This is a genomic window from Streptomyces sp. NPDC050422, from assembly GCF_044458665.1.
Lineage (GTDB): Bacteria > Actinomycetota > Actinomycetes > Streptomycetales > Streptomycetaceae > Streptomyces.
The window spans coordinates 33,676-59,275 of record NZ_JBITIE010000009.1; the positions used below are offsets into that span (position 1 = coordinate 33,676).

Here is a 25,600-nt window from a genome sequence, read left to right on the forward strand (position 1 = left end):
GTCCCGCTGCGAGTCGCCGATCCAACGGCGGCCGCTCACAAGGGAGATCGGGGGTGTGCTCGTGCGGATCGGACTGCTCACCGACGGTGGTTATCCGTATGCGTCCGGTGAGTCCAGACTCTGGTGCGACCGTCTGGTGCGCGGGCTCGCGCAGCACGAGTTCGATCTCTTCGCGCTCAGCCGCAGCGCCGAGCAGGAGGCGCAGGGCTGGGTTCAGCTCCCGGACCGGGTCAGCCGGGTGCGGACCGCACCGCTGTGGACCGCCGACGAGGACACCCTCGGCCTCCACGCGCCCAGGGGGTTCCTCTCACGGCTGCTGACCGGTGGGGGCGCGCGGACGTACGGGCGGCGCGAACGACGGCGCTTCCTCACCCACTTCACGTCGCTCGCCACCGCGGTGTGCGTGGGGGGCGCGTCCGGTGGTGAGCGGGAGGACGGCGACGCGGGTGCGCGGTTCGCCGATCCGCAGCTCACGGGCGCGCAGTTCACCGAAGGCCTCTACGGACTTGCCGAACTGGCCTGCGAACACGGTGGGCTGCCCGCCGCCCTGCGTTCCGAGACCGCGGTGCGGGTCCTGGAGGCCGCCTGCCGCGCACCCGGCACCGGACGCACCGTCCAGACCGCCACCGTCCCCGATCTCCTCGCCTTCGCCGCAGAGCTCGACCGGGTGCTGCGCCCGCTGTCCCTCGACTGGTACGACGAGGAGAGCCTCGGCGCCGTCGACCTCTGCCACGCCGCGTCCGGGGGCGCCGCCGCGCTGCCGGGCCTGCTGGCCAAACGCTTCTTCGGGGTGCCGCTGCTCGTCACCGAGCACGCCGTACAACTGCGCGCGCACTACCTCGCGGACACCGGTACGCCGGTGAGTGCGCCGGTACGCGCGCTGCTCGCCAACTTCCACGGGCAGCTCGCCACCGAGGTGTACCGGCAGGCCGCGCTCATCACCCCCGGCAACACCCACGCCCGCCGCTGGCAGGAGCGCTGCGGCGCCGACCCCGCCAAGGTACGCACGGTCCATCCCGGCATGGAGTCCGGCCGCTTCGCGGCCCTCGGCGAGAGCGAGGGCGACGGTGGCCCGGACACGCTGGTGTGGGTCGGCCGGATCGAGCCGGCCAAGGACCTGATCGGCCTGCTGCACGCCTTCGCCGAGGTGCGCAGGGCCGAGCCCGACGCCCGGCTGCGGATCATCGGCGCCCCCGCCCAGGGGCCGGAGGGCGCCACCTACCTCGCACACTGCCGGGCGCTCGCCGACCAGTTGTTCCCCGACGAGGCCGTGGACGCCCACGCCGTCGGCGACAGCCCCGTCTCCTTCGAGGACATCGGCGGGGCCGAGGTCCCCGATCTCGCCCAGGCGTACGCGGCGGGCGGGGTCGTGGTGCTGTCCAGCGTGGTCGAGGGCTTCCCGATCAGCCTGGTCGAGGCGATGTTCTGTGGCCGGGCGACGGTGTCCACGGACGTCGGCGCGGTCGTCGAGGTCATCGGCGGTACGGGACTCGTGGTGCCGCCGCGCAATCCACGGGCGCTCGCGGACGCCTGCCTGGCGCTGCTGCGCGACCCGGAGCGCCGTGCGCGCCTGGGGGCCGCGGCGCGTGCCCGCGCACTGGAGCTCTTCACCGTCGAACAGAACCTCGCGGCATTTCGCGGCATTTACCTGGAACTGATCGCGCAGGCGCCGGTGCGCAGGCAGCCGGCGCCGGACGCCGACGGCGGGCCGCGTCCCTTCGCCACCCCGCCGGAGGCCCACGTCCTCGGTCTGTGGCCGGAGCCGGGTGACGGACCCGGGCCGGGTCCGGCCGTGCGGACGCCCAGTTGGGCCGTGCAGGAAGTGGGCGCGGGAGCGTGCGGCGCGGGGGATGGCGATGCGTGACCAGGAGGCGGCCACGCCGGGCCGTACGAATCGACCGGGACCGCCCGGTGCATCCGTTGCGTCCGGCGCACCCGGTGCACTCGGTGACCAGCACGGAGGAACGACGATGGGCCGCCCGACCGAAGTGCCCGAGGCGCTCGGCACACCGATGACCAGCAGCAACGGGGACCACCGCTCACGGGCGTCGGCGTCCGCGACCCTGCTCGCGGACGCCTCCGAACCGGCCTGGGGGTCCTCCGCCGCATCACCGGACGGGTTGGCGGGTGCGCAGATGGACGGGGCCGGGAGCGCGCCCCGCCCGGAGCTCGCCCCCACGCCGGACCACGACTCCGCGCAGGCTTCCGCGCCGGCTTCGGCCGCCGCGCCCGTTCCGGCTTTCGCGCCGGCCGCCGCCCCCGCGCCCCCCGGAGGCGACGAGGACACGCCGCCCGCCGCCGTGGACCCGGCACCGGCCGACGACCCGGTGCCCACCGAGAACCTGGCATCCGCCGAGGACCGGCCCACCGAGAACCCGGCATCCGCCGACGCCCCGACACCCCCCGACGACCCCGCACCGCACCCCGCCCCCCGGGCCCCCGAGGTTGCCCACACCGCTCCGGCGCGCAAGCTCACCACGGGGCGGCGCGGGCCCGCCGACCCCGTGAAATCGCTCATGCACCGGCACCGCGAACTCTGTGAGCGCGCCGTCGACCCGCTGGAGATCGCCGCCGGACTGGAGGCCCACGGGGTCACCGACCGCACCGCCGCCCGCTACCGGCACCGCGACGTGTTCTCGTTGGCCGAGGAACTGTTCGCCCGGGTACCGGGTGTCGCGGGGGAGCCCGTGGGGGCGTCCTCCGCCCCTGCGCGCGACGTCGAGACGCGCGCCGCATGGTCGCTCCGGGCGCTGCTGCCGGGCGCCGCCTGTCTCGCGACCTTCGTCACGCTGCGGCTCACCGAGGGGGTGCTCGACGGCGGCTCCCGGCTCGCCATCGGCACCGGTGGCGGTCTCCTCGCGCTCCTCGGGCTCGCGCTCGCCCTTCGTACCGGCCCCCTCTGCGCCGACGGCCGCTCATCCGGCGCCGCCGGTCTCTTCGGCTGCTGGCTGCTCGGCTACGTCCTGTACGGCGACGCCCTGCTCCACCAGCTCCTCAGCGGTGGCCCCGAAGGCCCCTGGGACATCACCCCGGCGCCCCTGCTCGGGCTCGCCGTGGCGGTCGCCCCCGCGGCCTGGTGCGCCCACCTCTTCTCCGTACACGCGCACCGCAAACTCAACGGCAGCCGCGCGCTGGAGGAGTTCGCCGCGGGCGTGCGCCCCCTGCTGTTCGCCGCGGTCGCGGTCTTCGTCTGCGTCCTCGGCGGGCTGTTGTACCTGGCAGGGCTCGGGGCCGGGCCGGGGGGCTCCGAGCTCGGGGCCGCCACCCTCGGCGTACTCCTCCTGCTGGCGCGACTCCTCACCGTCCACGGCTTCCCCGAACCGGCCGCCACCGGCCTCGCCGCCGCCTGCGCCGTCGAGGTCGCCGCCCCCGCCCTCATCCTGGCCGGCCGGCTGCCCGGCCTCGACGCCCTCGCCCGCCCCGTCGACGCGCTCATCGAGGCGGGCGGCACCGGGGCCGTACCCGCCGTCGCGTGCGGCGCGGCCGCGCTCGGCCTGCTGACCACCGCCACCGTCGCTCTCTCCCGGGCATCCGCCCACACCGCCGCCTGACGCACTCCACAGCCCCGCGGAGCCGACGCCGCGGGTCCCGTCCCGCACCGTACGCAACTGCCTCAAGGAGACACCGGACATGACCCCCCAATCCCCCGCACCGGCAGCCCGCCGTCGGCACTCAGGGGGCGCGCGATGAGGGTGCTGCTGCTCGGAGCCAACGGATTCCTCGGCCGGTTCGTGGCCGACCGGCTGCTCGCCGACCCCGCCGTCCACCTCACGGCGCTCGGCCGCGGCGACGACGCCGACGTACGGTTCGACCTCGCCGGCGGCAGCCCGGGAGCGCTCACCCGCTTCCTGGACGCCGTCCACCCCGGAGTCGTCGTCAACTGCGCCGGGGCCACCCGGGGCGGGGCCCGCGACCTGACCCGTCACAACACCGTCGCCGTCGCCACCGTCTGCGAGGCGATGCGGCGCAGCGGCTGCACCGCCCGGCTCGTCCAGGTCGGCTGTTCCTCGGAGTACGGGCCCTCGCAGCCCGGTTCGTCCACGGCCGAGGACGCCATCCCGCGCCCCGGCGGCCCGTACGGCGTCAGCAAGCTCGCCGCCACCGAACTCGTCCTCGGTTCCGGCCTCGACGCGGTCGTGCTGCGGGTCTTCTCGCCGGTCGGCCCCGGCACCCCGGCGGGCTCCCCGCTCGGCCGGCTCGCCGAGGCGATGCGCCGGGCCATGCAGTCGGGCGACGGCGAGCTGAAGCTCAGCGGCCTCGGCGTGCAGCGCGACTTCGTCGACGTGCGCGACGTCGCGCGCGCCGTGCACGCCGCCTCGCTCTCCGCCGCCCAGGGCGTCGTCAACATCGGCACCGGCCGGGCCGTGCGCCTGCGCGACGCCGCGGCCGTCCTCGCCAAGGTCGCCGGGTACGCGGGCGCGCTCCACGAGCTGGACACGCCCCCCGCACGCCTGCCCATCGGCGCACCGCGCACCTCCGCCGAATCGGTCATGGAGCACCTCTCGGTCACCCCGTCCCCCTACCCCGACGGCTGCGGCGCCTGGCAGCAGGCCGATGTCCGCACCGCCAGGGACCGGCTCGGCTGGCGCCCCCGGATCAATCTGGAGGAGTCCCTCGCCGACATCTGGATGGAGGCGGCGTGCCGTATCTGACCAGTACCGGCACCGTCCGCCGGACCAGCGGCGCCGACCAGCTCGGCTTCGGCGTCCCCGGCTGCGCGCATCCGCTGCTCGCCCCGGCCGAATGGGCCGAACTCGCCCGCCCCGGCACCCCGCTGCACTGGGCCGTCCTCGACATCGACAACGGCCCCGGCACCCGCCCCGACCCGCACTGCCTGGAAGCCGCGGGCCGGCTCCGCAACGCCCGCGAAAGAGCCGTCCACGGCGAGGAGCCGCGCGACTCCGTGCGGGCGTCGGCCGGACGGCTGCTCGGCCGGCTCGATCTGGCCTACGGGAACCGTTCCTTCGGCGAGCTGGTCGCCGACGCGCGGTCCTACCTGGACTGGTACCGCGTCGACGGCTTCCACCTCGACCACTGCCCGGCCGGGCGCCCGGACCTCCCGGCCGTTCGCCGTCTCACCGGCACCCTCTCCGCGCTCCTGGCGGACAGCGACAGCGCACAGCACGGCGGACACCTCGTGCTCGGCCATGACACCCACCCGTATCCGGGCTACGCGGAGGCAGCCGACCAGCTCGTCACCTTCCGCGGCGCGTGGAGCGACTACCGCTGGTCGCAGGTGGCGGAGTGGACCGCCGCCTACCCGCCCGGCCGATTCGCCCACTTCGTCCACGGCGTTCCGCGCACCCATCTGGAGGAGGCGATGCGCATCGCCCGCTGGCAGGGCGCCGGGACGATCTTCTTCACGGACCGCACGGGGGAGGCCGGCCCCGGAAACGGGCGTGGGCAAAGCGATCCATTTGCGACACTGCCCAGGTACTGGGACGAAATCGTCTCGCGGATCGGACCTGCTATCTCGGAATGAGAGGGGGCGTGGCAGTGTTACCGCAAGAACAACCGTACGTAGCCGAAGTACGTAGAAACCGACCACCTGCATTGTTGAGGTTCCTGTGTCGCTGCCACCCCTGGTCGAGCCAGCTGCTGAGCTCACCGTCGACGAGGTCCGCAGGTACTCCCGCCACCTGATCATCCCGGATGTCGGGATGGACGGACAGAAGCGGCTGAAGAACGCGAAGGTGCTCTGTGTGGGCGCCGGGGGCCTCGGCTCACCGGCTCTGATGTACATGGCCGCGGCCGGTGTGGGCACGCTCGGCATCGTGGAGTTCGACGAGGTCGACGAGTCGAACCTGCAGCGCCAGGTCATCCACAGCCAGGCCGACATCGGCAAGTCCAAGGCCGTGTCGGCCAAGGAGACCGTGCAGGGGATCAACCCCCTGGTGAACGTGGTCCTTCACGAGGAGCGGCTCGAAGCCGACAACGTGATGGACATCTTCGCCCAGTACGACCTGATCGTGGACGGCACGGACAACTTCGCCACCCGCTATCTCGTCAACGACGCCGCGGTCCTGCTGAACAAGCCGTACGTCTGGGGCTCGATCTACCGGTTCGACGGCCAGGCGTCCGTCTTCTGGTCCGAGCACGGTCCCTGCTACCGCTGCCTCTACCCGGAGCCGCCGCCCCCCGGCATGGTTCCGTCCTGCGCCGAGGGCGGTGTCCTGGGCGTGCTCTGCGCGTCCATCGGCTCCATCCAGGTCAACGAGGCCATCAAGCTGCTCGCCGGCATCGGCGACCCGCTGGTCGGCCGTCTGATGATCTACGACGCGCTGGAGATGCAGTACCGCCAGGTCAAGGTCCGCAAGGACCCCGACTGCGCGGTCTGCGGCGAGAACCCGACCGTCACCGAGCTCATCGACTACGAGGCCTTCTGCGGCGTCGTGTCCGAGGAGGCCCAGGAGGCGGCGCTCGGCTCCACGATCACTCCCAAGCAGCTCAAGGAATGGATCGACGCGGACGAGAAGATCGAGATCATCGACGTCCGTGAGCCGAACGAGTACGAGATCGTCTCGATCCCGGGCGCGAAGCTGATCCCGAAGAACGAGTTCCTGATGGGCAACGCCCTCCAGGACCTCCCGCAGGACAAGCGCATCGTGCTGCACTGCAAGACCGGTGTCCGCAGTGCCGAGGTCCTCGCGGTCCTCAAGTCGGCGGGCTTCGCCGACTCGGTGCACCTCGGCGGCGGCGTGGTCGGCTGGGTCAACCAGATCGAGCCCGAGAAGCCGGTGTACTAGAACGTGTGGTGAAGGGGGCCGGTCCGCATTGCGGGCCGGCCCCCTTCGTCGTGTGTGCGCCTGCGCTACGAGCAGGTCTTGCCGTCGGCCGGCACCTTCCCGTCCAGGAAGTACGCGTTCACCGTCGACGTCACACAGGCGTTGCCACCGTAGGCGCCGTGCCCCTCGCCCTTGTTGGTGAACAGGACACCGACGCCCTCGCCCAGTTCGTCCGCCATCTTCCGCGCACCCTCGTACGGTGTCGCCGGGTCGCCGGTCGTCCCCACGACCAGGATCGGACCGGCGCCCGGCGCGCTCGCCTCCGGGGTGTCGTGCTCGCCCGCCACCGGCCAGTCGGAGCACCAGCCGGCGGTGTCCCAGGCCAGGAACGCGCCGAAGACCGGGGACAGCTTCCGGAACTCGGGCAGCAGCGCCCTCGCGTCGGCCGCCGTCGGCCTGGCCTTGGTGTCCGCGCAGGAGATGGCCCGCTGCGAATGGTTCTGGGTGTCGTAATGACCGTTCTCGTCACGGCCGTTGTACGAGTCGGCGAGCTGCAGCAGCATGGAGCCGGTGCCGCTCTCCGCCTCGTCCAGGGCCTGGGTGAGCGTCGGCCAGCTGTCCTTGGAGTAGAGCGGCAGCACGATGCCGGTGATCGCCAGTGACTCGTTGAGCTCGCGTCCCGTACCGGTCGGCAGCGGCTTGGCGTCGATCCGCTTCAGCAGGGCGGCGATGCGCCGGGTGCCTGCCTTCGGGTCCTGGCCGCGGTCCTTGAGGTAGTTCTCCAGCGCCCGCTGGAAGCCGGTCGTCTGGTTACGGGCGTGACCGGTGGAGTCCGCGGTCGGGTCGACGACGGCGTCGAAGACGGTGCGCCCGACCTTCTTCGGGAAGAGGTGCGCGTAGGTTCCGCCCAGCTCGGTGCCGTACGACATGCCGAAGTACGTCAGCTTCCTGTCCCCGAGGACTTCGCGGATCAGGTCCATGTCCCGGGCGGCGTTGGTCGTGCCGACGAACGGCAGGACCTTGCCCGAGCGGTGCTCGCAGCCGGCGCCGAAGCCGGCGCCGTCCTTCATGAAGGCCGCCTCCTCCGCAGTCGTGTCCGGCGTCATGTCGATGTTCTTGTTGGTGCTGTCCTGCTCCTGGTCGGTGCGGCATCGCACCCCGGCGCTCTGTGCCACCCCGCGCGGGTCGAACCCCACCAGGTCGTAGCGGGTGTTGAGCGCCCCGTACGAACCGGCGGCGCGCGGCAGTATGGAGACGCCCGAGCCGCCTGGGCCGCCGAAGTTGAACAGCATCGAGCCGAGCCGCCGGCCTTTGTCCCGGGCCTCCTTGCGGATCAGCGCGATCCCGATCGTGTCGCCGGCCGGCTTCGCGTAGTCCAGCGGAACCCTGACCGTCGTACAGCGCCAGGACGAGCCCGGAGCGGCGTTGCCCTCGGGGGCCTTGCAGCGCTTCCAGTCCAGGCGCTGCGAGGTGAGGGCGGCGGGCAGGGGCTTCGCGCCCGTGTCGGCCGACGGGGCGGCGGACTCCGAGGCGCCCGAAGCCGTGGTGCCACCCGCCGGCGTGGCCGGCTTGGCGTCCGCATCGTCCTCGCAGCCCGTGAGCACCCCCGTCAGCAGCAGTGCGGCGGCGGCCAGCGCCCCGGCCCGTACGTATGCGACCACGTGTACGTCCCTCCCCGTTGTGCCTGCCCGTCCGGCAGTTCGCCCATGGTAGGCACGTACCGCCGGACTCCTGGCCACAGACGGTTCCGTCCGCCGGCACCTTGCCACAGACGGTTCCGTCCGCCGGCACCTGGCCACAGACGGTTCCGTCCGCCGGCACCTTGCCACAGACGGTTCCGTCCGCCGACTCCTAGCCGCAGACGGTTCCGTCCGCCGGTACCTTGCCGTCCAGCAGGTAGCCGCCCACCGCTTTCTGCACGCAGGCGTTGCCGCTGTTGTACGCGCCGTGGCCCTCGCCCTTGTACGTCATCCCCACGCCGACGCCCTCGCCCAGCTCCTCGGCCATCGCCTTCGCGCCCGCGTACGGGGTCGCGGGGTCGCCCGTGTTGCCGATGACCAGAATCGGGGCCGCGCCCTCGGCGCTGACGTCCGGAGTGTCCCAGGCACCCTGTACCGGCCAGCCGGTGCACGCCATCAGACCCCAGCCGAGGTAGTCGCCGAAGACCGGTGAGGCGTCGTGGAAGGCGGGGAGCTTCTCCTTGGTCCGGTCGAGGGTGAACCGCTCCTTGGAGTCGGCACAGTTGATCGCGGTGTTGGCCGCGGCGGAATTGTCGTAGTGGCCGTCCTCGGAGCGCCCGTTGAGGGAGTCCGCGAGAGCCAGGAGCAGCCCGCCGTTGCCCCCGTCGGCCTCGTCGACGCCCTGCTCCAGCAGGGGCCAGGTCTCCTTGGAGTAGAGCGCCGCCGCGATGCCGGTGGTGGCCTGCGTCTGCGTCAGTTTGCGGGAACCGATGCCCGCGATGGGTTTCTTCTCCAGCCCGTCGAGGAGATCGGACACCCCCTGCTCGACCTCCTCGGCGGTGGAACCGGGCAGCTTGCAGGCGTCTCCCCGGTCCACGCAGCCCTTGGCGAAGTTGTCCAGTGCGAGCTGGAACCCCTTGGCCTGGCCGAGGGAGGACTGTTCCGCGTCCTCGGTCGGGTCGACCACCGCGTCCAGGACCGACCTGCCGACGTGCTCGGGGAACAAGTGCGCGTAGACGCCGCCCAGTTCGGTTCCGTACGAGATGCCGAAGTAGTACAGCCTGTCGTCGCCGAGGACCTGGCGCATCAGGTCCATGTCGCGCGCGGCGTTCGTCGTCCCCACGAAGGGGAGTTCCTTGCCCGAGTTCTTCTCGCAGGCCGCCACGTACGTCTTGGTGTCCTCGGTGAACTGCTTCTCCTCCGCCGCGTCGTCGGGCGTGCCGTCACCCTCGTACCGCGCGTCCAGCTGCGCGTCGTCCTCGCACTCCACGCCTGCGCTGCGGCCGACTCCGCGCGGGTCGAAGCTCACCAGGTCGTATCGCGTGCGGAGCTTGTCGTACTCCGTACCGAACGCGGGCAGCGTCGCGACTCCGGAGGCGCCGGGGCCGCCGAAGTTGAAGATGAGCGAGCCGATCCGCTTCTTCCGGTCCATAGCCTTCGCGCGGACGAGCGCCAGCTCGATGGTGTCGCCCTCCGGCTCGGCGTAGTCGAGCGGGACATTCATGAAGGAGCACTCCCAGACGGCCCCGCCGGGCAGCGGGGTGGGCGAGGCCCCGCCGCCCTGTGCCTGGGAAGGGGCAGGACACGGGGACCACTTCAGCCGCTGGGAGGCGAGGCCCGCAGGGGTGCTGGCCGCGGCGGCCTCGGCCGCCCGCGGCGTGCTCTTCGCGCGGCCGGCCGTGTCCGTGTCACCCCCGTCCGAACAGCCGGTGAGCGGAAGCAGCACGGTCACGGTGGCGGCGAGGGCCGCGGCGCGCAGGGCAGGGGAGGTCCTCATCACTCCATCGTGCGGCGGCGCCCCCCGGGGTGCACGGGGCGCCGGTCCAAGCGGGTGGACAGCCCGTTCTAGGGCGTGTTTCGAAAGTAGCGCCGTCCACCCGGAGGGCGGGCCAGACGCCTCCCGGCAGGCGGGACTTTCGAAACACGCCCTAGAGCTCGCCCTTGCGCGTCAGGTGGTTGAAGGCGAGCCAGCCGGGAAGCACCGGCAGCCACAGCGTCATCAACCGGTACAGCAGCACCGCGGGCGCCGCGACCTCTTTCGGCAGGCCGACCGCGATCAGACCGAGAGTCAGCGCACCCTCGACCGCGCCCATCCCGCCCGGCGTCGGCGCCGCCGACCCCAGCGCGTTGCCGGCGAGGAAGACCACCGCGATACTCGCGTAACTGAGGTGCGGTGTGTCCGGGCCGCTGAACGCCCGGACCGACGCGTCCAGACACATCACGAACAGGCCGGTCAGCAGCAGCATCCCGCCGATGCCGGTGAACAGCTTCTGGGGCCGCTGCACGACGTCGAGCATGCGCGGGACGACCCCGGCGAACAGCGACCGCACCCGGGTCACCACGAACTTGCGCAGGAACGGGATCGCCGTCACCACCAACACCAGCACGGCGACCGTCAGCAGTCCCGCGATCACGGTCCTGGACGGGGTGAGCGAGGACGGTGTCTTCTCCGTACCGGTCAGATAGCCGAACGCGGCCAGCAGCAGGATGTGGCACCCCAGCCCGAACAGCTGCGAGGCGCCGACACTCGCGACCGCGAGCCCCGGGCGTACGCCGGAGCGCTGGAGGAAGCGGGTGTTCAGCGCGACACCGCCCACCGCGGCCGGGGCCACGATCTTCACGAACGAGCCGGCGACCTGCGCCAGCACCGTCTTGCCGAACGGCACCCGCTCGGGCACGAAGCCCAGCAGGCTCATCGCGGCCGCGATGTAACTGAGTGCCGAGAAACCGAGCGCGGCCGCCACCCAGCCCCACTCCGCCTGCTCGACCACCGCACCGAAGTCGGCCTCGGTGACCTGCGAGATCAGGAAGTACGCGGCGATGGCACCGGCGATGAAGCTGAGCAGGGTACGCGGTTTGATGCGCTCCAGACGGACCGGCTCGACCGGGGCCTGCGGCCGGATCAGCAGCACCTCCTGGCGGATCTGGGAGAGCAGGTCCTCCTCGCGGGCGACGTCGAGCGCGTCGTCCATGGCTCGCTTCTCGGCCTGCTTCTCGGTGCGCTGCGACTTGCGGCCGGACTTGCGGCCGGCGTCGTCGGCCGCCTCCGCACCCTGCGACCGGGCCCGCTTCGCCGCGTCCGACGCGTCCAGCACGGCCTCGCGCCGGCGCTGCGACCGCTCCCGGGCGAGCCTGCGCAGATGGGCGCGGGTGGAGCGGCTGAGCGCGATCGGCTGGAGCAGCGGCAGACAGTCCGCGACGGCGTCCGGGCCGAGTACCGCCAGCGCGGACGCGACCGCGCGCTCGGCCCCCACCCGCAGGCCCGTGGTGGTGAGCAGCTGGGCGACGTCCATCCGCAGGACCAGGTCACCGGCCGCGATCTCGCCGCCGCGCAGATCCGTGACGAACACCTTGCCGGAACGATCCACCAGGATGGCGTCACCGGTGAGCCTGCGGTGCGCGATCCGCCGCGACTGGAGCGCCCGCACCTGACGCCAGGCGCCCCGCACCAGGTCGTCGGTGATCTCGGAGTCCTCCAGCGCGTCGAGCGAGCGCCCGCCGATGTGCTCGTACACCAGCATCACGGCGTCCGGACCGAGCTCGGAGGTAGCGATCAGCTTGGGGGCGTTGGCGCCGGCGGCGATCGCCGCGTACGCCAGCAGCGCCTCCTGCTCCAGGGCCTGGCGCAGCGACTGGATGGAACGCCGCTGGGTGATGCCGCGCAGGGTGAGTCTGCGCCACAGCCGGTAGAAGAAGCCCTGCGCCTGCTGTTCGCGGTCCACGACCGTCACGTCGAGCGGTGGTCCGTCCTCCAGGGAGACCACGTAGCGGCGTCCGCGGTCGCTCTGGTCACCACCCGCGTCGGGCGCGTCGTCGGCGCGCATCGCGGTGACCGGCCGGAAGCCGACGTGGCGCAGACCGGCCATCAGGTGCTGGCCGGTCGGCCGGACGTTCGGCGAGCCGACCGCGTACAGCGTGCCGTACGCGACCGTCCAGCCGATGAGCACCGTGAGGATGATCGAGAGCGGGGTCGTGTACCCGCCCACCAGCATGGTGAAGGCGTCGAGCAGCAGCACCACCCACAGCACGACCCGCCACCGCGGCCGTCTCGCCATGCCGACCGCCGTCATATAGGCGATCACCGGGGCGAGATAGCCGTGTACGGGGTCGGTGAGCGCGTTGCCGGGCTGTGGCTGGGTCAGGGCGTCCTGAATGGTGCCGGCCGCGGAATTGGACACCCACAGGTCCGTGGCGAGCGTCACCCCGTGCGCGAGCACGGCGGCCAGGACACCGTCCGCGATCCGCAGCCCGTCGCGTTTGATCAGCCGCTCGATGGCGAAGGCCACCGGGACGAGCAGCACGGCGATGCTGGAGACGAGACCGGCGAGCTTGATGAGCAGATCGGGCGCCTGGCCGGTGCCCTTGTTGATGTCCTCTTCGAGGCCGGTCGTCGTGCCGTGGGCGAAGGCGGCGACGGCGAACACCACGACGATCGCCAGGACCCCGACGAGAAGCCGCAGCAGGTCTGAAGGGCGGTGCACCCGGGCGGGGAGCAGGGGTTCGTCACCCGAGACGCGGTCGGACAGGGCCTCGTCGGAGGTCGAGAGCGTCGAGCCGGCCAAACGGTCCGAAGGGGTCTGGGGGTCCGGGCCCGGCTGCTGCCCGTCCCCCTCGGGGCGCGGCTCGGCATCAGAGGCGTCGGCCGCCTTCGGTGGCTGCACGCCCTGCTCCTTCGTCGCCTCTGATTGGTCTTCGTGTTCTCGTATCACCGGTCACCGCCCGCATGATGGTGGCACGGCCGACGGGCGGAGGGGGGCATCAGGGTGCGATGCGGGAGTGCGCGGTGCGCAAGATACGCCCCCTTCCCCTCGTGCGCACACGCCGTGTGCGCATGAACACGCAACGGACCGGACTGTCGGTGGCGTACGGCAGGATGGGCTGGATGAGCGAACACCCGACGAGCGACGCGTTGCCGGAGTACGCGGAGCGCGTGCTCGACGTCGCCGACCTGATCCCGCCCGGCCGCGTCATGACCTACGGCGACATCGCGGAGTGGCTGGGGGACGGCGGACCGCGTCAGGTCGGCCGGGTCATGGCCTTGTACGGGGGAGCAGCGCCGTGGTGGCGTGTGGTGCGCGCCGACGGTGCGCTGCTGCCCGGCCACGAACTGCGTGCGCTGGATCACTACCGCGAGGAGAACACCCCGCTGCGCGAGGTCTCGCGGTCCGCGGAGGGACATGTCCCGCGGCTGGACATGCGACGCGCACGGTGGGACGGCGTGGCGGACGGCGGGCCGGGCACGGGGGGCGACGACGGCGGGGGATCTCACACCTGACAGCTTCGGCCATCCGGCGGCACATCGGGCGGAGCCGGGCCCGTACGACGTACAGGAAGCGTGAAGGGGTCGTGCCCGGCCCTTCCGTCGAGCCCGGCCTTCCGCTCGAGCCCGGCCCTTCCGCCGCGCCCGGTCCTTCCGCCGAGCCCGGTCCTTCCCTCGTGCTTGGTTCTTCCGCCCGGCGGAACGTGACGATCCACGCAGCCGTCCCGCCCCGATCGGCGGCCCCGCCGGAGTAGCGTCGTCAGTTCGCGGCCCGCGCCGCACCTTCACCGCAGCACCTCCAGCACACCCACCAGGACCGGCGATCCCCACGTGAGCTCCTCCTTCACCACCCGGAACAGTCCGCACCGTCAGGCACGGCGTCGGACCACAGGCGCGTACCGGCTGGTGCGTACCCTGCCGGGCTCCGTGGACCCCCCTCTCCTGGACGCCGCGCAGCGGGCTGTGGTTGACCACGCCGGCGGGCCGCTGCTGGTGCTCGCGGGGCCCGGGACGGGCAAGACCACCACGCTCGTCGAGGCGGTCGCCGCCCGTGTGGCCCGGGGCGCCGACCCGGCCCGCATGCTGATCCTCACTTTCAGCCGCAAGGCCGCCGTCGAGCTGCGCGACCGGATGGCCGCCCGGCTCGGGGCCGTGAGAGGGCCGCAGGCCACCACGTTCCACTCCTTCTGTTACGCCCTGGTGCGCGCCCATCAGGACGCCGACCTCTTCGCGGACCCGCTGCGGCTGCTGTCCGGACCGGAGCAGGACGTCACGGTCCGCGATCTGCTGGCGGGCCAGCTCGACCTGGAGAAGGAGGGCCACGACCACATCCGCTGGCCCGACGAACTGCGGGCCTGCCTGACCACCCGCGGCTTCGCCGACGAGGTGCGCGCCGTGCTCGCCCGCAGCCGTGAGCTGGGCCTCGGCCCGGATGCCCTGGCCGACTTCGCCCGGCGCACCGGCCGGCCCGACTGGGGTGCGGCCGCCGCGTTCCTCGCCGAGTACCTCGACGTCCTGGATGCCCAGGGCGTGCTGGACTACGCGGAACTGGTCCACCGCGCCGTGCTGCTCGCGGAGCGCCCCGAGGTGTCGGGGCTGCTGGCCGGCAGCTACGACACCGTGTTCGTCGACGAGTACCAGGACACCGACCCGGCGCAGGTGCGGCTGCTGCACGCGCTGGCCGGGAACCGGGGGAGCGCCCCGGGCGGCGGCGGGGGCCGGAACCTGATCGCGTTCGGTGACCCGGACCAGTCGATCTATGCCTTCCGCGGCGCCGATGTGAACGGCATCCTCGACTTCCCGGACGTGTTCCGGCGCGCTGACGGCGACCCGGCCCCGGTCGGCGTCCTCACCACCTCACGCCGCTCCGGCGAAGGGCTGCTGGCCGCGACCCGTCTCCTCACCCGCCGGATGCCGCTGACCCGGCTGCCGTCGGCGAAGGTGCGCGCCCACCGGGAACTCGGCGCGGTCCGCGAGGGCGGCAGCGTCGAGACGTACACCTACCCGACCGCGTCCACCGAGCTCGACAACATCGCCGACCTGCTGCGCCGGGCGCATCTGGAGGACGGGGTGCCATGGCACGAGATGGCGGTCCTGGTCCGCGCCGGCGGTCGTACGATCCCGGCGGTGCGCCGGGCCCTGACCTCGGCGGGGGTGCCGCTGGAGGTCGACGGCGACGACCTGCCCCTGCGCCACGAACCGGCGGTGGCCCCGCTGCTGACCGCCCTGCGCACGGTGGCCGCGGCGGCGCTCCGCCGGGTGGCGGACGCGGCGGCCGAGGACGAGGCGGAACCCGAGACCCTGGCCACCGCCCCCTGGCTCGACACCGAGACAGCGCTCACCCTCCTCGCCTCCCCCCTCGGGTCCATGGACGCGGCCGACCTGCGCCGGCTCGGCCGGGCCCTGCGCGACGAGGAGCGCGCCGCCGGCAACCGGGTGCCCGCGCCCTCCGGCGAACTGCTCGCCCGTGCTCTCGCCGAGCCGGAGCGGCTGGTGGCGCACGATCCGGCGTACGCCCGCGGCGCCCAGCGCCTCGGCGCGCTGCTGCGCACGGCGCGCGAGCTCCTCGAAGCCGGCGGCACCGCCGAGGAGGCCCTGTGGGCGCTGTGGTCCGGCACCCCCTGGCCGGCCAGGCTGGAGCGTGCCGCGCTGCGCGGAGGCGCGGGTGGCCGCAACGCCGACCGCGACCTCGACGCCGTCTGCGCCCTCTTCGACACCGCGGCCCGCGCGGAGGAGCGCACCGGAGGCCGGGGCGCGCTCAACTTCCTGGAGGAGGTCGACGCCCAGGACATCGCCGCCGACACCCTCTCCCGGCGCTCCGTGCGGCCCGACGCCGTACGTCTGATGACCGCCCACCGTTCCAAGGGCCTGGAGTGGCGCCTGGTCGTCGTCGCCGGGGTCCAGGAAGGCCTCTGGCCCGACCTGCGCCGGCGCGGCTCGCTGCTCGAGGCGGACCGGATCGGCCGCGACGGCCTCGCCGAACCCCTCACGCCCGGCGCCCTCCTCGCCGAGGAGCGCCGGCTCTTCTACGTGGCGGCGACCCGCGCCCGCGAACGCCTGATCGTCACCGCGGTCAAGGCGCCCGCCGACGACGGCGACCAGCCGTCGCGCTTCCTCGCCGAGCTCGGCGTCGAACCCCGCGACGTCACCGGCCGCCCGCGCCGCCCCCTGGCCGTCGCCGCCCTCGTCGCCGAACTGCGCGCCACCACCGTCGACCCCGGCGCCTCCGACGTGCTGCGGGAGGAGGCCGCCCACCGCCTCGCCCGCCTGGCGGCCCTCAGTGACGACGAGGGGCAGCCGCTCGTACCGTCGGCCCACCCCTTCCGGTGGTGGGGCCTGTACGAGCCGACGCGCTCGGCCGTCCCGCTGCGCGACCGGGACCAGCCCGTCGCCCTGTCCGGCAGCGCGCTCGACCAGCTCGCCAACACCTGCGCGCTCCAGTGGTTCCTGGGCCGCGAGGTGAAGGCCGATGCCCCGGCGACCGCGGCCCAGGGCTTCGGCAATGTAGTCCACGTCCTGGCCGACGAGGTGGCCTCCGGCCGGACGCCCGCCGATCTGGCCGTCCTCATGGAGCGGCTCGACTCGGTCTGGGACGGGCTGGTCTTCGACGCGCCCTGGAAGTCGCAGCAGGAGAAGCAGCAGGCCCGCATCGCCCTCGAACGCTTCCTGCGCTGGCACGTCATGGACCGCACCGGCCGCACCCCGGCCGCCAGCGAGCACGACTTCGACGTGACGCTGGAGGCGGGTGAGTACGAGGTGCGCATCCGCGGCTCCATGGACCGCGTCGAACGCGACGCCGACGGCCGGGCCTACGTCGTCGACTTCAAGACCGGCAAGCAGTCCCCGACGAAGGACGAGGTCGCCCGCCACCCCCAGCTCGCCGTGTACCAGCTGGCGGTCCGGGAGGGCGCGGTCGACGAGGTCTTCGACGGCACGCGCCCCGAATCCGGGGGCGCCGAACTCGTACAGCTGCGCCAGCCCGCCCCCAAGAAGGAGGGTGGCGACGCCGTCCCCAAGGTGCAGGCCCAGCAGCCGCCGGAGACCGAGTGGGTCTCCGATCTGCTGGCGACCGCCGCGGGCAGGGTCCTGGACGAACGGTTCACGCCCTCGACCGGCCAGCACTGCACCCACTGCACCTTCAGGGCCTCGTGCAGCGCACAGCCGGAGGGGCGGCACGTCCTGGAGTGAGCCGGTCCGCCGGGGCTGCCCGGTCCGCCGGAGCTGTCAGGGCTTGCGGGCCATCACTCCGTACACGCTGACGTCGGCGTCGGTGACGTCGTTGATCCCCTGGTAGCGCGTCCGGTCCAGCTCGTCCAGCCCCGCCACGAACTCCGGATCCGGGTTCCTGGACTCGGGCAGATCGACGACCGGCTCGGGCCGCCAACGATGCACCGCCACGACGCCGGGGTCGAGCATCTCCAGACCGTTGTCCGTCACGAATCGCTCGACCTGCGCGTGCGAGCGGCGGACCATGGCGAAACCGCGCTCCTTGAACGCCTTCGTCACCTGGCCCACCTGCTCGGGGTTGAGGTCCGAGCTGACATTGCTCAGTACGAGGAAGCTGCCGGGCGCCAGCGCGTCGAGGAGCTGCTCGACGATGGGGTAGGCCTCGTCGTCCTCGATGAAATGGAGGACGGCGGCGAGGACGAGGGCGACGGGGCGGTCGAGGTCGAGGGTGCGGCGGGCGGCTTCAAGGATCTTGGCGGGGTCGCGCAGGTCCGCCTCGATGTAGGCGGTGTGGCCCTCGGGGCCGCTGGTGAGCAGGGCCTGCGCGTGGACGAGGACGACCGGGTCGTTGTCGACGTACACCACACGCGCGTCGGGGGCGATCGCCTGGGCGATCTGGTGCACGTTCTGCTGGGTCGGCAGCCCGGTCCCGACATCCAGGAACTGCCGGATGCCGTTCTTCGCGGCGAGCGTGACCGCCCGCCGCATGAAGTCCCGGTTGTGCCGCACGGTGAGGTACCCGCGCGGATTGGCGGCCAGGGCCATGGCCGCGGCCTCGCGGTCGGCCGGGTAGTTGTCCTTCCCCCCGAGGAAGACGTCGTAGACCCGGGCCGGGTGCGCCCTCGTGGTGTCGATGCGCTTCCTGAGCTCGGCGGCGTCAGGGGCGGGTGCGTCGGCGCTCATGTGACCGTCCTCGTAAGGCTGTTCATGTGTTCAGTGGTGACCGGCTTCAACCTAGACCGGTCATCGGGCCCGGGGCGAGGCACTTCCCGGCTTTCCTGCGGTCCCGCACACCGCCCCCTCACGGCTTCGCGGGTTGTCGGTGCCTCCGGTTAGCCTCTGTGGAGTGTCCTCACGTATCACCGATCCCGAGCAGCTCAAGGAGCTGCTGGGGATCCCCTTCACCCCGGAGCAGACGGCGTGCATCATCGCGCCGCCCGCCCCACAGGTGATCGTCGCCGGAGCCGGGTCGGGGAAGACCACGGTGATGGCGGCCCGCGTGGTGTGGCTGGTCGGGACCGGCCAGGTCGCCCCCGAGCAGGTCCTCGGGCTCACCTTCACCAACAAGGCCGCGGGCGAGCTCGCCGAGCGCGTCCGCAAGGCCCTGATCGCCGCCGGGGTCACCGACGCGGACGTCATCGACCCGGACAACCCCCCGGGCGAACCCGGCATCTCCACGTACCACGCCTTCGCCGGCCGGCTCCTCACCGAACACGGGCTGCGGATAGGACTCGAACCCACCGCCCGTCTCCTCGCCGACGCCACCCGCTACCAGCTCGCCGCCCGTGTGCTGCGCGAGGCGCCCGGCCCCTACCCGGCCCTGACCAGGTCGTTCCCCACCCTGGTCAGTGATCTCCTCGCCCTCGACGCCGAGCTCGCCGAACACCTCGTACGTCCCGAACAGCTCGCGGAGTACGACACCGAGCTGCTCCGCACCCTGGAGACGGCCAAGCTCAGCAACGCGGAACTGCGCAAGATCCCCGAGACCGCCGAGGCCCGCCGCGAGCTGCTCTCGCTGACCCGGCGCTACCGCGAGGCGAAGCGCAGCCGCGACCTCCTCGACTTCGGCGACCAGATCGCCCTCTCCGCCCGGCTCGCCCTCACCCGCCCCGAGGTCGGCGCCATCCTGCGCGAGGAGTACCGGGTCGTTCTGCTCGACGAGTACCAGGACACCTCCGTCGCCCAGCGCCTCCTGCTCTCCGCCCTCTTCGGCAGCGGCCCCGACGGCACGGCGTCCGGCCACGCCGTCACCGCGGTCGGCGACCCCTGCCAGGCCATCTACGGCTGGCGCGGCGCCTCCGTCGCCAACCTCGACGACTTCCCGAGCCACTTCCCGCACGCCGACGGCACCCCCGCCGCCCGCTACTCCCTCAGCGAGAACCGTCGCAGCGGCGGCCGCCTCCTCCACCTCGCCAACGGGCTCGCCGCCCCTCTGCGCGCCATGCACGAGGGCGTCGAGGCATTGCGCCCCGCACCGGGCGCCGAGCGCGACGGCCTCGTCCGCTGCGCCCTGCTGCGTACCCACGCCGAGGAGATCGACTGGCTCGGCGACTCGATCGCCCACCTCGTACGCACTGGCAAGGCCCCCGGCGAGATCGCCGTCCTGTGCCGCACCGCGGGCGACTTCCCCGAGATCCAGGCCGCGCTCGTCGCCCGGGACATCCCGGTCGAGGTCGTCGGCCTCTCCGGGCTGCTCCACCTCCCCGAGGTGGCCGACCTCGTCGCCGTCTGCGAGGTCCTCCAGGACCCGGGGGCCAACGCCTCCCTGGTCCGGCTGCTCACCGGCCCCCGCTGGCGGATCGGCCCCCGCGACCTGGCGCTCCTCGGCCGCCGCGCCCGACTCCTCGTCCACCGAGCAGCCCACGCGGACGACGACGACTTCGACCCCGACCGCCGGCTCGCCGAGGCCGTCGAGGGCATCGACCCGGCCGAGGTGATCTCCCTCGCGGACGCCCTGGACACCTTCCTCGACTCCGGCGGTGAACAGGACGACCGCCTGCCGTTCTCCGCCGAGGCCCGCATCCGCTTCGCCCGCCTCGCCACCGAACTGCGCGAGCTGCGCCGCTCGCTCTCCGACCCGCTGATGGACGTCCTGCACCGGGTCCTTTCCACCACCGGCCTGGAGGTCGAGCTCTCCGCCTCGCCCCAGGCCCTGGCGGCCCGCCGCCGCGAGACCCTCGCCAACTTCCTCGACGTCGCCGCCCGGTTCGCCGCCGTCGACGGGGAGGCCACGCTGCTCGCCTTCCTCGGCTTCCTGCGGACCGCCGCCCAGTACGAGAAGGGCCTGGACAACGCGCTGCCCGGCGGCGAGAACACCGTCAAGGTCCTCACCGCCCACAAGTCCAAGGGCCTCGAATGGGACGTCGTCGCCGTGCCCGGCCTGGTCACCGGCCAGTTCCCCAGCGGCCAGTCCCGTGACGCCTGGACCTCCCAGTCCCAGGTCCTCCCGCACGCCCTGCGCGGCGACACGGCCACGCTGCCCGTCCTCCACTCCTTCGACGCCAAGGGGCTCAAGGACTTCAAGGCGGAGATGAAGGAGCACCAGCACACCGAGGAGCTCCGCCTCGGCTACGTCACCTTCACCCGGCCCCGCACCCTGCTGCTCGGCTCCGGCCACTGGTGGGGCCCGAGCCAGAAGAAGCCGCGCGGCCCGTCGGCGTTCCTGCACGCGCTGTACGAGCACTGCGCGGCCGGGTACGGCGAGATCGAGGCGTGGGCGGACGAGCCGGCCGAGGACGAGGAGAACCCGGCCCTCGGCGAGGCCACGGCCGACCACGCCTGGCCGCTGCCGCTGGACGACACCGCGCTGGCCCGCCGCCGGGCCGCCGCGGACACGGTGCTGGCCCACCTGGAGGCGCTGGCCACGGCGGGCCCGGTGCCTGACGCGTACGTGGCGACGGAGCCGCCGCCGTCAACGGATGCCTACTCCGACGACGAGCTGTTCCCCGAGGACGACCCCTTCCTGGACGACGCACCCTTCCCCGATGAGGACGGCGTGCCCCGGGCCCCCGTCGCCCCGCACGTCCCGGCGGCCCGCGCCCCCGAGCGGGTGCCCGCACGCCTCACCCCCGAGGAATCCCGCACCCTGGCCTCCTGGGACCGCGACCTCGACGCGCTCGCCGGGGAGCTGCGGCGTGCCCGCGCCACCGTGCGCGACGTCCTCGTACCCGCCTCGCTCTCCGCCACCCAGCTGCTGCGCCTCGCCGACGACCCGGACGGCTTCGCCCAGGAGCTGGCCCGCCCCATGCCCCGCCCCCCGCAGCCCGCCGCCCGCCGGGGCACCCGCTTCCACGCCTGGGTCGAGTCCCGCTTCGAGGAGCTGCCGCTGCCCATGCTCGGCCCCGACGAGCTGCCCGGAGGCGACGAGAGCGACGCCGACATCGCCGACGAGCGCGATCTCGCCGACCTCAAGGAGGCCTTCGAGCGCACCCCGTACGCCCGCCGCACCCCCTACCGCGTCGAGGCGCCGTTCCAGATCACCCTGGCCGGACGGGTGATCCGCGGCCGCATCGACGCGGTGTACCGCACGGGGGACACGTACGAGATCGTCGACTGGAAGACCAGCCGGACCAACACCGCCGACCCCCTCCAGCTCGCCGTCTACCGGCTGGCCTGGGCCGAACTGCACGGGCTGCCGCTCAGCGACGTCACGGCCACCTTCCTCTTCGTACGCAGCGGCGAGAGCGTCCGCCCCAGCCGCCTCCCGGGCCGTCCGGAGCTGGAGCGGATCCTCCTGGACGAGCCACCTCCTACGGACGGATAAGCTGAAGGTCATGAGCGACACCCCGGACAGCGCCGTCCGTACGTACACCGAGCAGCACCGCGAAGCCTTCCTCGACGACCTCGCGGAGTGGCTGCGCATCCCGTCCGTATCCGCGCAGCCGGAGCACGACGGAGACGTACGGCGCAGCGCCGCATGGCTGTCCGCCAAGCTGAAGGAGACCGGCTTCCCGGTCACCGAGATCTGGGAGACGGACGGCGCGCCCGCCGTCTTCGCCGAGTGGCCCTCCGAGGACCCGGACGCCCCCACGGTCCTCGTGTACGGACACCACGACGTGCAGCCGGCCGCCCGCGAGGACGGCTGGGACACCGACCCCTTCGAACCGGTGATCCGCGACGGCCGGATGTACGGGCGCGGCGCGGCCGACGACAAGGGACAGGTGTTCTTCCACACCCTCGGCGTCCGGGCCCACCTCGCCACTACTGGCCGCACCACCCCCGCGGTCCACCTCAAGCTCCTGGTCGAGGGCGAGGAGGAGTCAGGTTCGCCGCACTTCCGCGCCCTGGTGGAACAGCGGGCCGACCGCCTCACCGCGGACGCCGTGATCGTCTCCGACACCGGCATGTGGGACGAGAGCACCCCGACCGTCTGCACCGGCATGCGTGGCCTCGCCGAGTGCGAGATCGAGCTGCACGGGCCGCAGCAGGACATCCACTCGGGATCGTTCGGCGGCGCCGTCCCCAACCCCGCCACGGAGATCGCCCGCCTCGTCGCGGCGCTCCACGACTCCGACGGCCGGGTCGCCGTCCCGGGCTTCTACGACGGCGTGGCCGAACTCACCGACACCGAACGCGCCCTCTTCGCCGAGCTGCCCTTCGACGAGGCCACCTGGCTGCGCACCGCCAAGTCCGGCGCCGCGTCCGGCGAGGCCGGCTACTCGACGCTGGAGCGGATCTGGGCCCGCCCCACCGCCGAGGTCAACGGCATCGGCGGCGGCTACCAGGGTGCCGGAAGCAAGACGATCATCCCGTCCTCCGCCCTGGCCAAGATCAGTTTCCGTCTGGTCGCGGGCCAGGACCCGGACCACATCCAGAAGGCCGTCCAGGCCTGGGCCGAGGCCCGTATCCCGGCCGGCATCCGCCACCGGATCACCTTCCTTCCGGCCACCCGCCCCTGTCTCACGCCCCTGGACCACCCCGCGCTGCAGGCCGTGGCCCGCGCGATGGGGCGGGCCTTCGGCCAGAAGATCCTCTTCACCCGCGAAGGAGGTTCGGGACCCGCCGCCGACCTGCAGGACGTGCTCGGCGCACCCGTCCTCTTCCTGGGCATCTCCGTACCGTCCGACGGCTGGCACGCCCCCGACGAGAAGGTCGAACTCGACCTGCTCCTCAAGGGAGTGGAGACCACCGCCCACCTCTGGGGCGAACTGGCAGCCGCACTCCGCTGAATCCTCTGAACACCCGATCCATCCCGGGGGAGTAGGAAGCACCTGTGAGCACCTTCGACAACGCCACCACGGACCGTCCCATCGGTCTGACCGCGCCGAGCGGTATCGACCGCGCGGCGCACCACCGCCTCGACGAGGCCTGGCTGGCCGCCGCGTGGAGCCACCCGACGACCCGGGTCTTCGTCGTCTCCGGCGGGCAGGTGCTGATCGACGACACCGCCGACGGCACCGAACTCGTGATGACTCCCGCCTTCGAGGCCCCGGTCACCGAGACCCACCGCTACTTCCTCGGCACCGACGAGGAGGGCGTCAGCTATTTCGCACTCCAGAAGGACTCGCTGCCGGGCCGCATGGACCAGCAGGCGCGCCCGGCGGGGCTGCGCGAGGCGGGTCTGCTCCTCGGCGCCCGCGACGCCGGTCTGATGGTGCACGCGGTGGCGCTGGAGAACTGGCAGCGGCTGCACCGCTTCTGCTCGCGTTGCGGCGAACGCACGGTCATCGCCGCGGCCGGCCACATCCGTCGCTGCCAGGCCTGCGGCGCCGAGCACTACCCGCGTACCGACCCCGCGGTCATCATGCTGGTCACCGACGACCAGGACCGCGCGCTGCTGGGCCGCCAGGTGCACTGGCCCGAGGGCCGGTTCTCCACGCTCGCCGGTTTCGTCGAGCCGGGCGAGTCGATCGAGCAGTCCGTGGCCCGCGAGGTCTTCGAGGAAGCGGGCATCACGGTCGGCGAGGTCGAGTACGTCGCCAGCCAGCCCTGGCCCTTCCCCTCCAGCCTGATGCTCGGCTTCATGGCCCGGGCCACGACGTTCGACATCAACGTCGACGGCGAGGAGATCGAGGAGGCCCGCTGGTTCTCCCGCGAGGAACTGACGGCCGCCTTCGAATCGGGCGAGATCCTGCCGCCGTTCGGCATCTCGATCGCGGCCCGCCTGATTGAGATCTGGTACGGGAAGCCCCTCCCGAAGCCGGTCCGCGCGAGCTGACCCGGCGGGGCCGCCGGGTCAGCCGAGCAGCGCGGCCGTAAACGTCTCGCGGTGGGCGGACAGCCAGGCCTGCATCCGGTCCCAGCGCTGCCACCCGCCGCGCTCGGCCAGCACGCGGAGGTAGACGGGATCGCCGTCGGCCACACGGCGGCCGACGAACGCCCGGCAGACTTCCGTGGCCCGTTCGATCATGCCGGGCAGCGCGGCACGGTCCTCGGGCGAGAGGCCGTAGCCGTCGGCGAGGATCCGCAGCCGCGCGGACGCGTCCGGCCCGGCGGAATACAGGGCAGCCGCGGATTCCGGATCAAGCATCGGTACCCAGTAGCGGGCAGCCATGGCGACGTCCCAGAGCGGACGGCCGGGAGCCGCCAGGTCGAAATCGATCAGGGCGGCGGCACGGCCGTCGCGGAAGACGACGTTCTCCGGGCACACGTCGTTGTGGCACACCACCGTCCCGCCCTCCGGGTCGGCGAGGTCCCGGGGCCACACGACGTCCGGGCCGGCCGCGATGCCCGCAGAGGCCTCGTGCAGGCGGCGCAGCAGGACCCCCACGGACTCGAGCGCGGTCGTCGTCATCACCCAGGACGGGAACGGCGGCAGAGCCACATCACCGGGAACGAACGTCAGCCGCTCACGGCCGTCATCGGTGAGGCCCACGGGAGTCGGGGCCGCATCGAAACCGGACTCCTCCAGCGCGAGGAGGTAGGCATGGAGGGCGTGTACATGGTGCGGCGCCGGACGTTCCACCCACGCACCCCGGCGGAATACCGCCCCCGCGTTCGCCGTGCCTCCGGCCAGCTTTTCGCCGGACACCTCGTCCTCGGTCGTCATGCCGATCACGCTATCGCCGATCCGGCCCCGCGCGGGCGGGCATACGAAGACCTCCGATCCGGCCCCGCGCGGGCGGGCATACGAAGACCCCCGAACCGGCGCCGGGCGGGCGGGCATACGAAGACCCCCGAACCGGCGCCGGGCGGGCGGGCATACGAAGACCCCCGAACCGGCCCCGCGCGGGCGGGCATACGAAGACCCCCGAACCGGCGCCGGGCCGGTCGGGGGTCGTGTGCGTCGGTGGGTCAGGCGCCCAGCGCCTGCTTCACCTGGGCGAGGCTCGGGTTCGTCAGGGTCGAGCCGTCGGGGAAGAGCACGGTCGGGACCGTCTGGTTTCCGCCATTTGCCTTCTCGACGAAGGCCGCCGACTCCGGGTCCTGTTCGATGTTGATCTCGGTGTACGCGATGCCCTCGCGGTCCATCTGGCCCTTGAGCCGACGGCAGTAGCCGCACCACGTGGTGCTGTACATCGTCACAGTGCCCGGCATGTCTTCGCGCTCCT

16 protein-coding genes are annotated in these 25,600 nt (G+C 72.9%); 10 read left to right on the plus strand and 6 right to left on the minus strand.

Going from position 1 to position 25,600, the window contains the following annotated elements:
• Positions 1-61 precede the first annotated feature (61 nt).
• From ACIBJG_RS15405 to moeZ, 5 genes are all read left to right on the plus strand, one after another.
• Positions 62-1,864, plus strand: coding sequence for a DUF3492 domain-containing protein (locus ACIBJG_RS15405; protein ID WP_399308269.1), 1,803 nt, complete (start codon positions 62-64; stop codon positions 1,862-1,864).
• Positions 1,865-2,327: 463 nt separating this feature from the next.
• The gene (locus tag ACIBJG_RS15410; protein WP_399308270.1) at positions 2,328-3,551 is read left to right on the plus strand and encodes a hypothetical protein; all 1,224 of its coding nucleotides are present in this window, start codon (positions 2,328-2,330) and stop codon (positions 3,549-3,551) included.
• 135 nt (positions 3,552-3,686) lie between these two features.
• Positions 3,687-4,652, plus strand: coding sequence for an NAD(P)-dependent oxidoreductase (locus ACIBJG_RS15415; protein ID WP_136329483.1), 966 nt, complete (start codon positions 3,687-3,689; stop codon positions 4,650-4,652).
• Positions 4,640-5,482, plus strand: coding sequence for a spherulation-specific family 4 protein (locus ACIBJG_RS15420; protein WP_399308000.1), 843 nt, complete (start codon positions 4,640-4,642; stop codon positions 5,480-5,482). The genes ACIBJG_RS15415 and ACIBJG_RS15420 overlap by 13 nt, the downstream gene beginning before the upstream one ends.
• An 85-nt stretch (positions 5,483-5,567) precedes the next feature.
• Complete coding sequence (moeZ, locus tag ACIBJG_RS15425; RefSeq protein WP_399308001.1) at positions 5,568-6,746, plus strand: adenylyltransferase/sulfurtransferase MoeZ; 1,179 nt, start codon at positions 5,568-5,570, stop codon at positions 6,744-6,746.
• Positions 6,747-6,811: 65 nt separating this feature from the next.
• Here moeZ and ACIBJG_RS15430 read toward each other — a convergent pair whose 3' ends face one another.
• The 3 genes from ACIBJG_RS15430 to ACIBJG_RS15440 form a co-directional block, all read right to left on the minus strand.
• Entirely contained in the window at positions 6,812-8,386 is a 1,575-nt protein-coding gene (locus ACIBJG_RS15430; RefSeq protein ID WP_399308002.1) for an alpha/beta hydrolase, read from the minus strand.
• Positions 8,387-8,576: 190 nt separating this feature from the next.
• A complete protein-coding gene (locus tag ACIBJG_RS15435; RefSeq protein ID WP_399308003.1) occupies positions 8,577-10,181 on the minus strand; it encodes an alpha/beta hydrolase in 1,605 nt (534 codons plus the stop codon).
• A 151-nt stretch (positions 10,182-10,332) separates the two neighbouring features.
• Positions 10,333-13,065, minus strand: a complete 2,733-nt coding sequence (locus ACIBJG_RS15440) for a YbhN family protein (RefSeq protein ID WP_399308004.1) — start codon at positions 13,063-13,065, stop codon at positions 10,333-10,335.
• 221 nt (positions 13,066-13,286) lie between these two features.
• On the opposite strand from ACIBJG_RS15440, the gene ACIBJG_RS15445 reads away from it, so the two are divergent.
• On the plus strand, positions 13,287-13,679 hold the full coding sequence (locus ACIBJG_RS15445; protein WP_399308271.1) for an MGMT family protein: 393 nt from the start codon (positions 13,287-13,289) through the stop codon (positions 13,677-13,679).
• A gap of 315 nt (positions 13,680-13,994) precedes the next feature.
• A complete protein-coding gene (locus ACIBJG_RS15450; RefSeq protein ID WP_399308005.1) occupies positions 13,995-17,351 on the plus strand; it encodes an ATP-dependent helicase in 3,357 nt (1,118 codons plus the stop codon).
• 36 nt (positions 17,352-17,387) lie between these two features.
• Here ACIBJG_RS15450 and ACIBJG_RS15455 read toward each other — a convergent pair whose 3' ends face one another.
• Entirely contained in the window at positions 17,388-18,293 is a 906-nt protein-coding gene (locus ACIBJG_RS15455) for an SAM-dependent methyltransferase (RefSeq protein ID WP_399308006.1), read from the minus strand.
• A 163-nt stretch (positions 18,294-18,456) separates the two neighbouring features.
• Here ACIBJG_RS15455 and ACIBJG_RS15460 point away from each other — a divergent pair, with 163 nt between their 5' ends.
• Genes ACIBJG_RS15460 through nudC form a run of 3 tightly spaced genes read left to right on the plus strand, consistent with a single transcriptional unit; the run spans position 18,457 to position 24,267 of the window.
• The gene (locus ACIBJG_RS15460) at positions 18,457-21,873 is read left to right on the plus strand and encodes a UvrD-helicase domain-containing protein (RefSeq protein WP_399308007.1); all 3,417 of its coding nucleotides are present in this window, start codon (positions 18,457-18,459) and stop codon (positions 21,871-21,873) included.
• A gap of 10 nt (positions 21,874-21,883) precedes the next feature.
• Positions 21,884-23,278 carry a dipeptidase gene (locus tag ACIBJG_RS15465; RefSeq protein WP_399308008.1) on the plus strand — a complete coding sequence of 465 codons (1,395 nt, stop codon included), beginning with the start codon at positions 21,884-21,886 and terminating at the stop codon, positions 23,276-23,278.
• A gap of 44 nt (positions 23,279-23,322) precedes the next feature.
• The gene (gene nudC / locus ACIBJG_RS15470; protein WP_399308009.1) at positions 23,323-24,267 is read left to right on the plus strand and encodes an NAD(+) diphosphatase; all 945 of its coding nucleotides are present in this window, start codon (positions 23,323-23,325) and stop codon (positions 24,265-24,267) included.
• Positions 24,268-24,285: 18 nt separating this feature from the next.
• On the opposite strand, the gene ACIBJG_RS15475 is transcribed toward nudC, so the two are convergent.
• Positions 24,286-25,098, minus strand: a complete 813-nt coding sequence (locus ACIBJG_RS15475) for a phosphotransferase (RefSeq protein ID WP_399308010.1) — start codon at positions 25,096-25,098, stop codon at positions 24,286-24,288.
• A gap of 245 nt (positions 25,099-25,343) precedes the next feature.
• Positions 25,344-25,586, minus strand: a complete 243-nt coding sequence (locus ACIBJG_RS15480) for a mycoredoxin (protein WP_148020608.1) — start codon at positions 25,584-25,586, stop codon at positions 25,344-25,346.
• Positions 25,587-25,600: the final 14 nt, after the last annotated feature.

Coding starts and splice junctions, on each gene's coding strand:
- ACIBJG_RS15415 (WP_136329483.1), top strand. CDS start 3,687: ATGAGGGTGCTGCTGCTCGGAGCCAACGGATTCCTCGGCCGGTTCGTG.
- ACIBJG_RS15435 (WP_399308003.1), bottom strand. CDS start 10,181: ATGAGGACCTCCCCTGCCCTGCGCGCCGCGGCCCTCGCCGCCACCGTG.
- ACIBJG_RS15445 (WP_399308271.1), top strand. CDS start 13,287: ATGAGCGAACACCCGACGAGCGACGCGTTGCCGGAGTACGCGGAGCGC.
- ACIBJG_RS15455 (WP_399308006.1), bottom strand. CDS start 18,293: ATGAGCGCCGACGCACCCGCCCCTGACGCCGCCGAGCTCAGGAAGCGC.
- ACIBJG_RS15465 (WP_399308008.1), top strand. CDS start 21,884: ATGAGCGACACCCCGGACAGCGCCGTCCGTACGTACACCGAGCAGCAC.
- ACIBJG_RS15475 (WP_399308010.1), bottom strand. CDS start 25,098: ATGACGACCGAGGACGAGGTGTCCGGCGAAAAGCTGGCCGGAGGCACG.
- ACIBJG_RS15480 (WP_148020608.1), bottom strand. CDS start 25,586: ATGCCGGGCACTGTGACGATGTACAGCACCACGTGGTGCGGCTACTGC.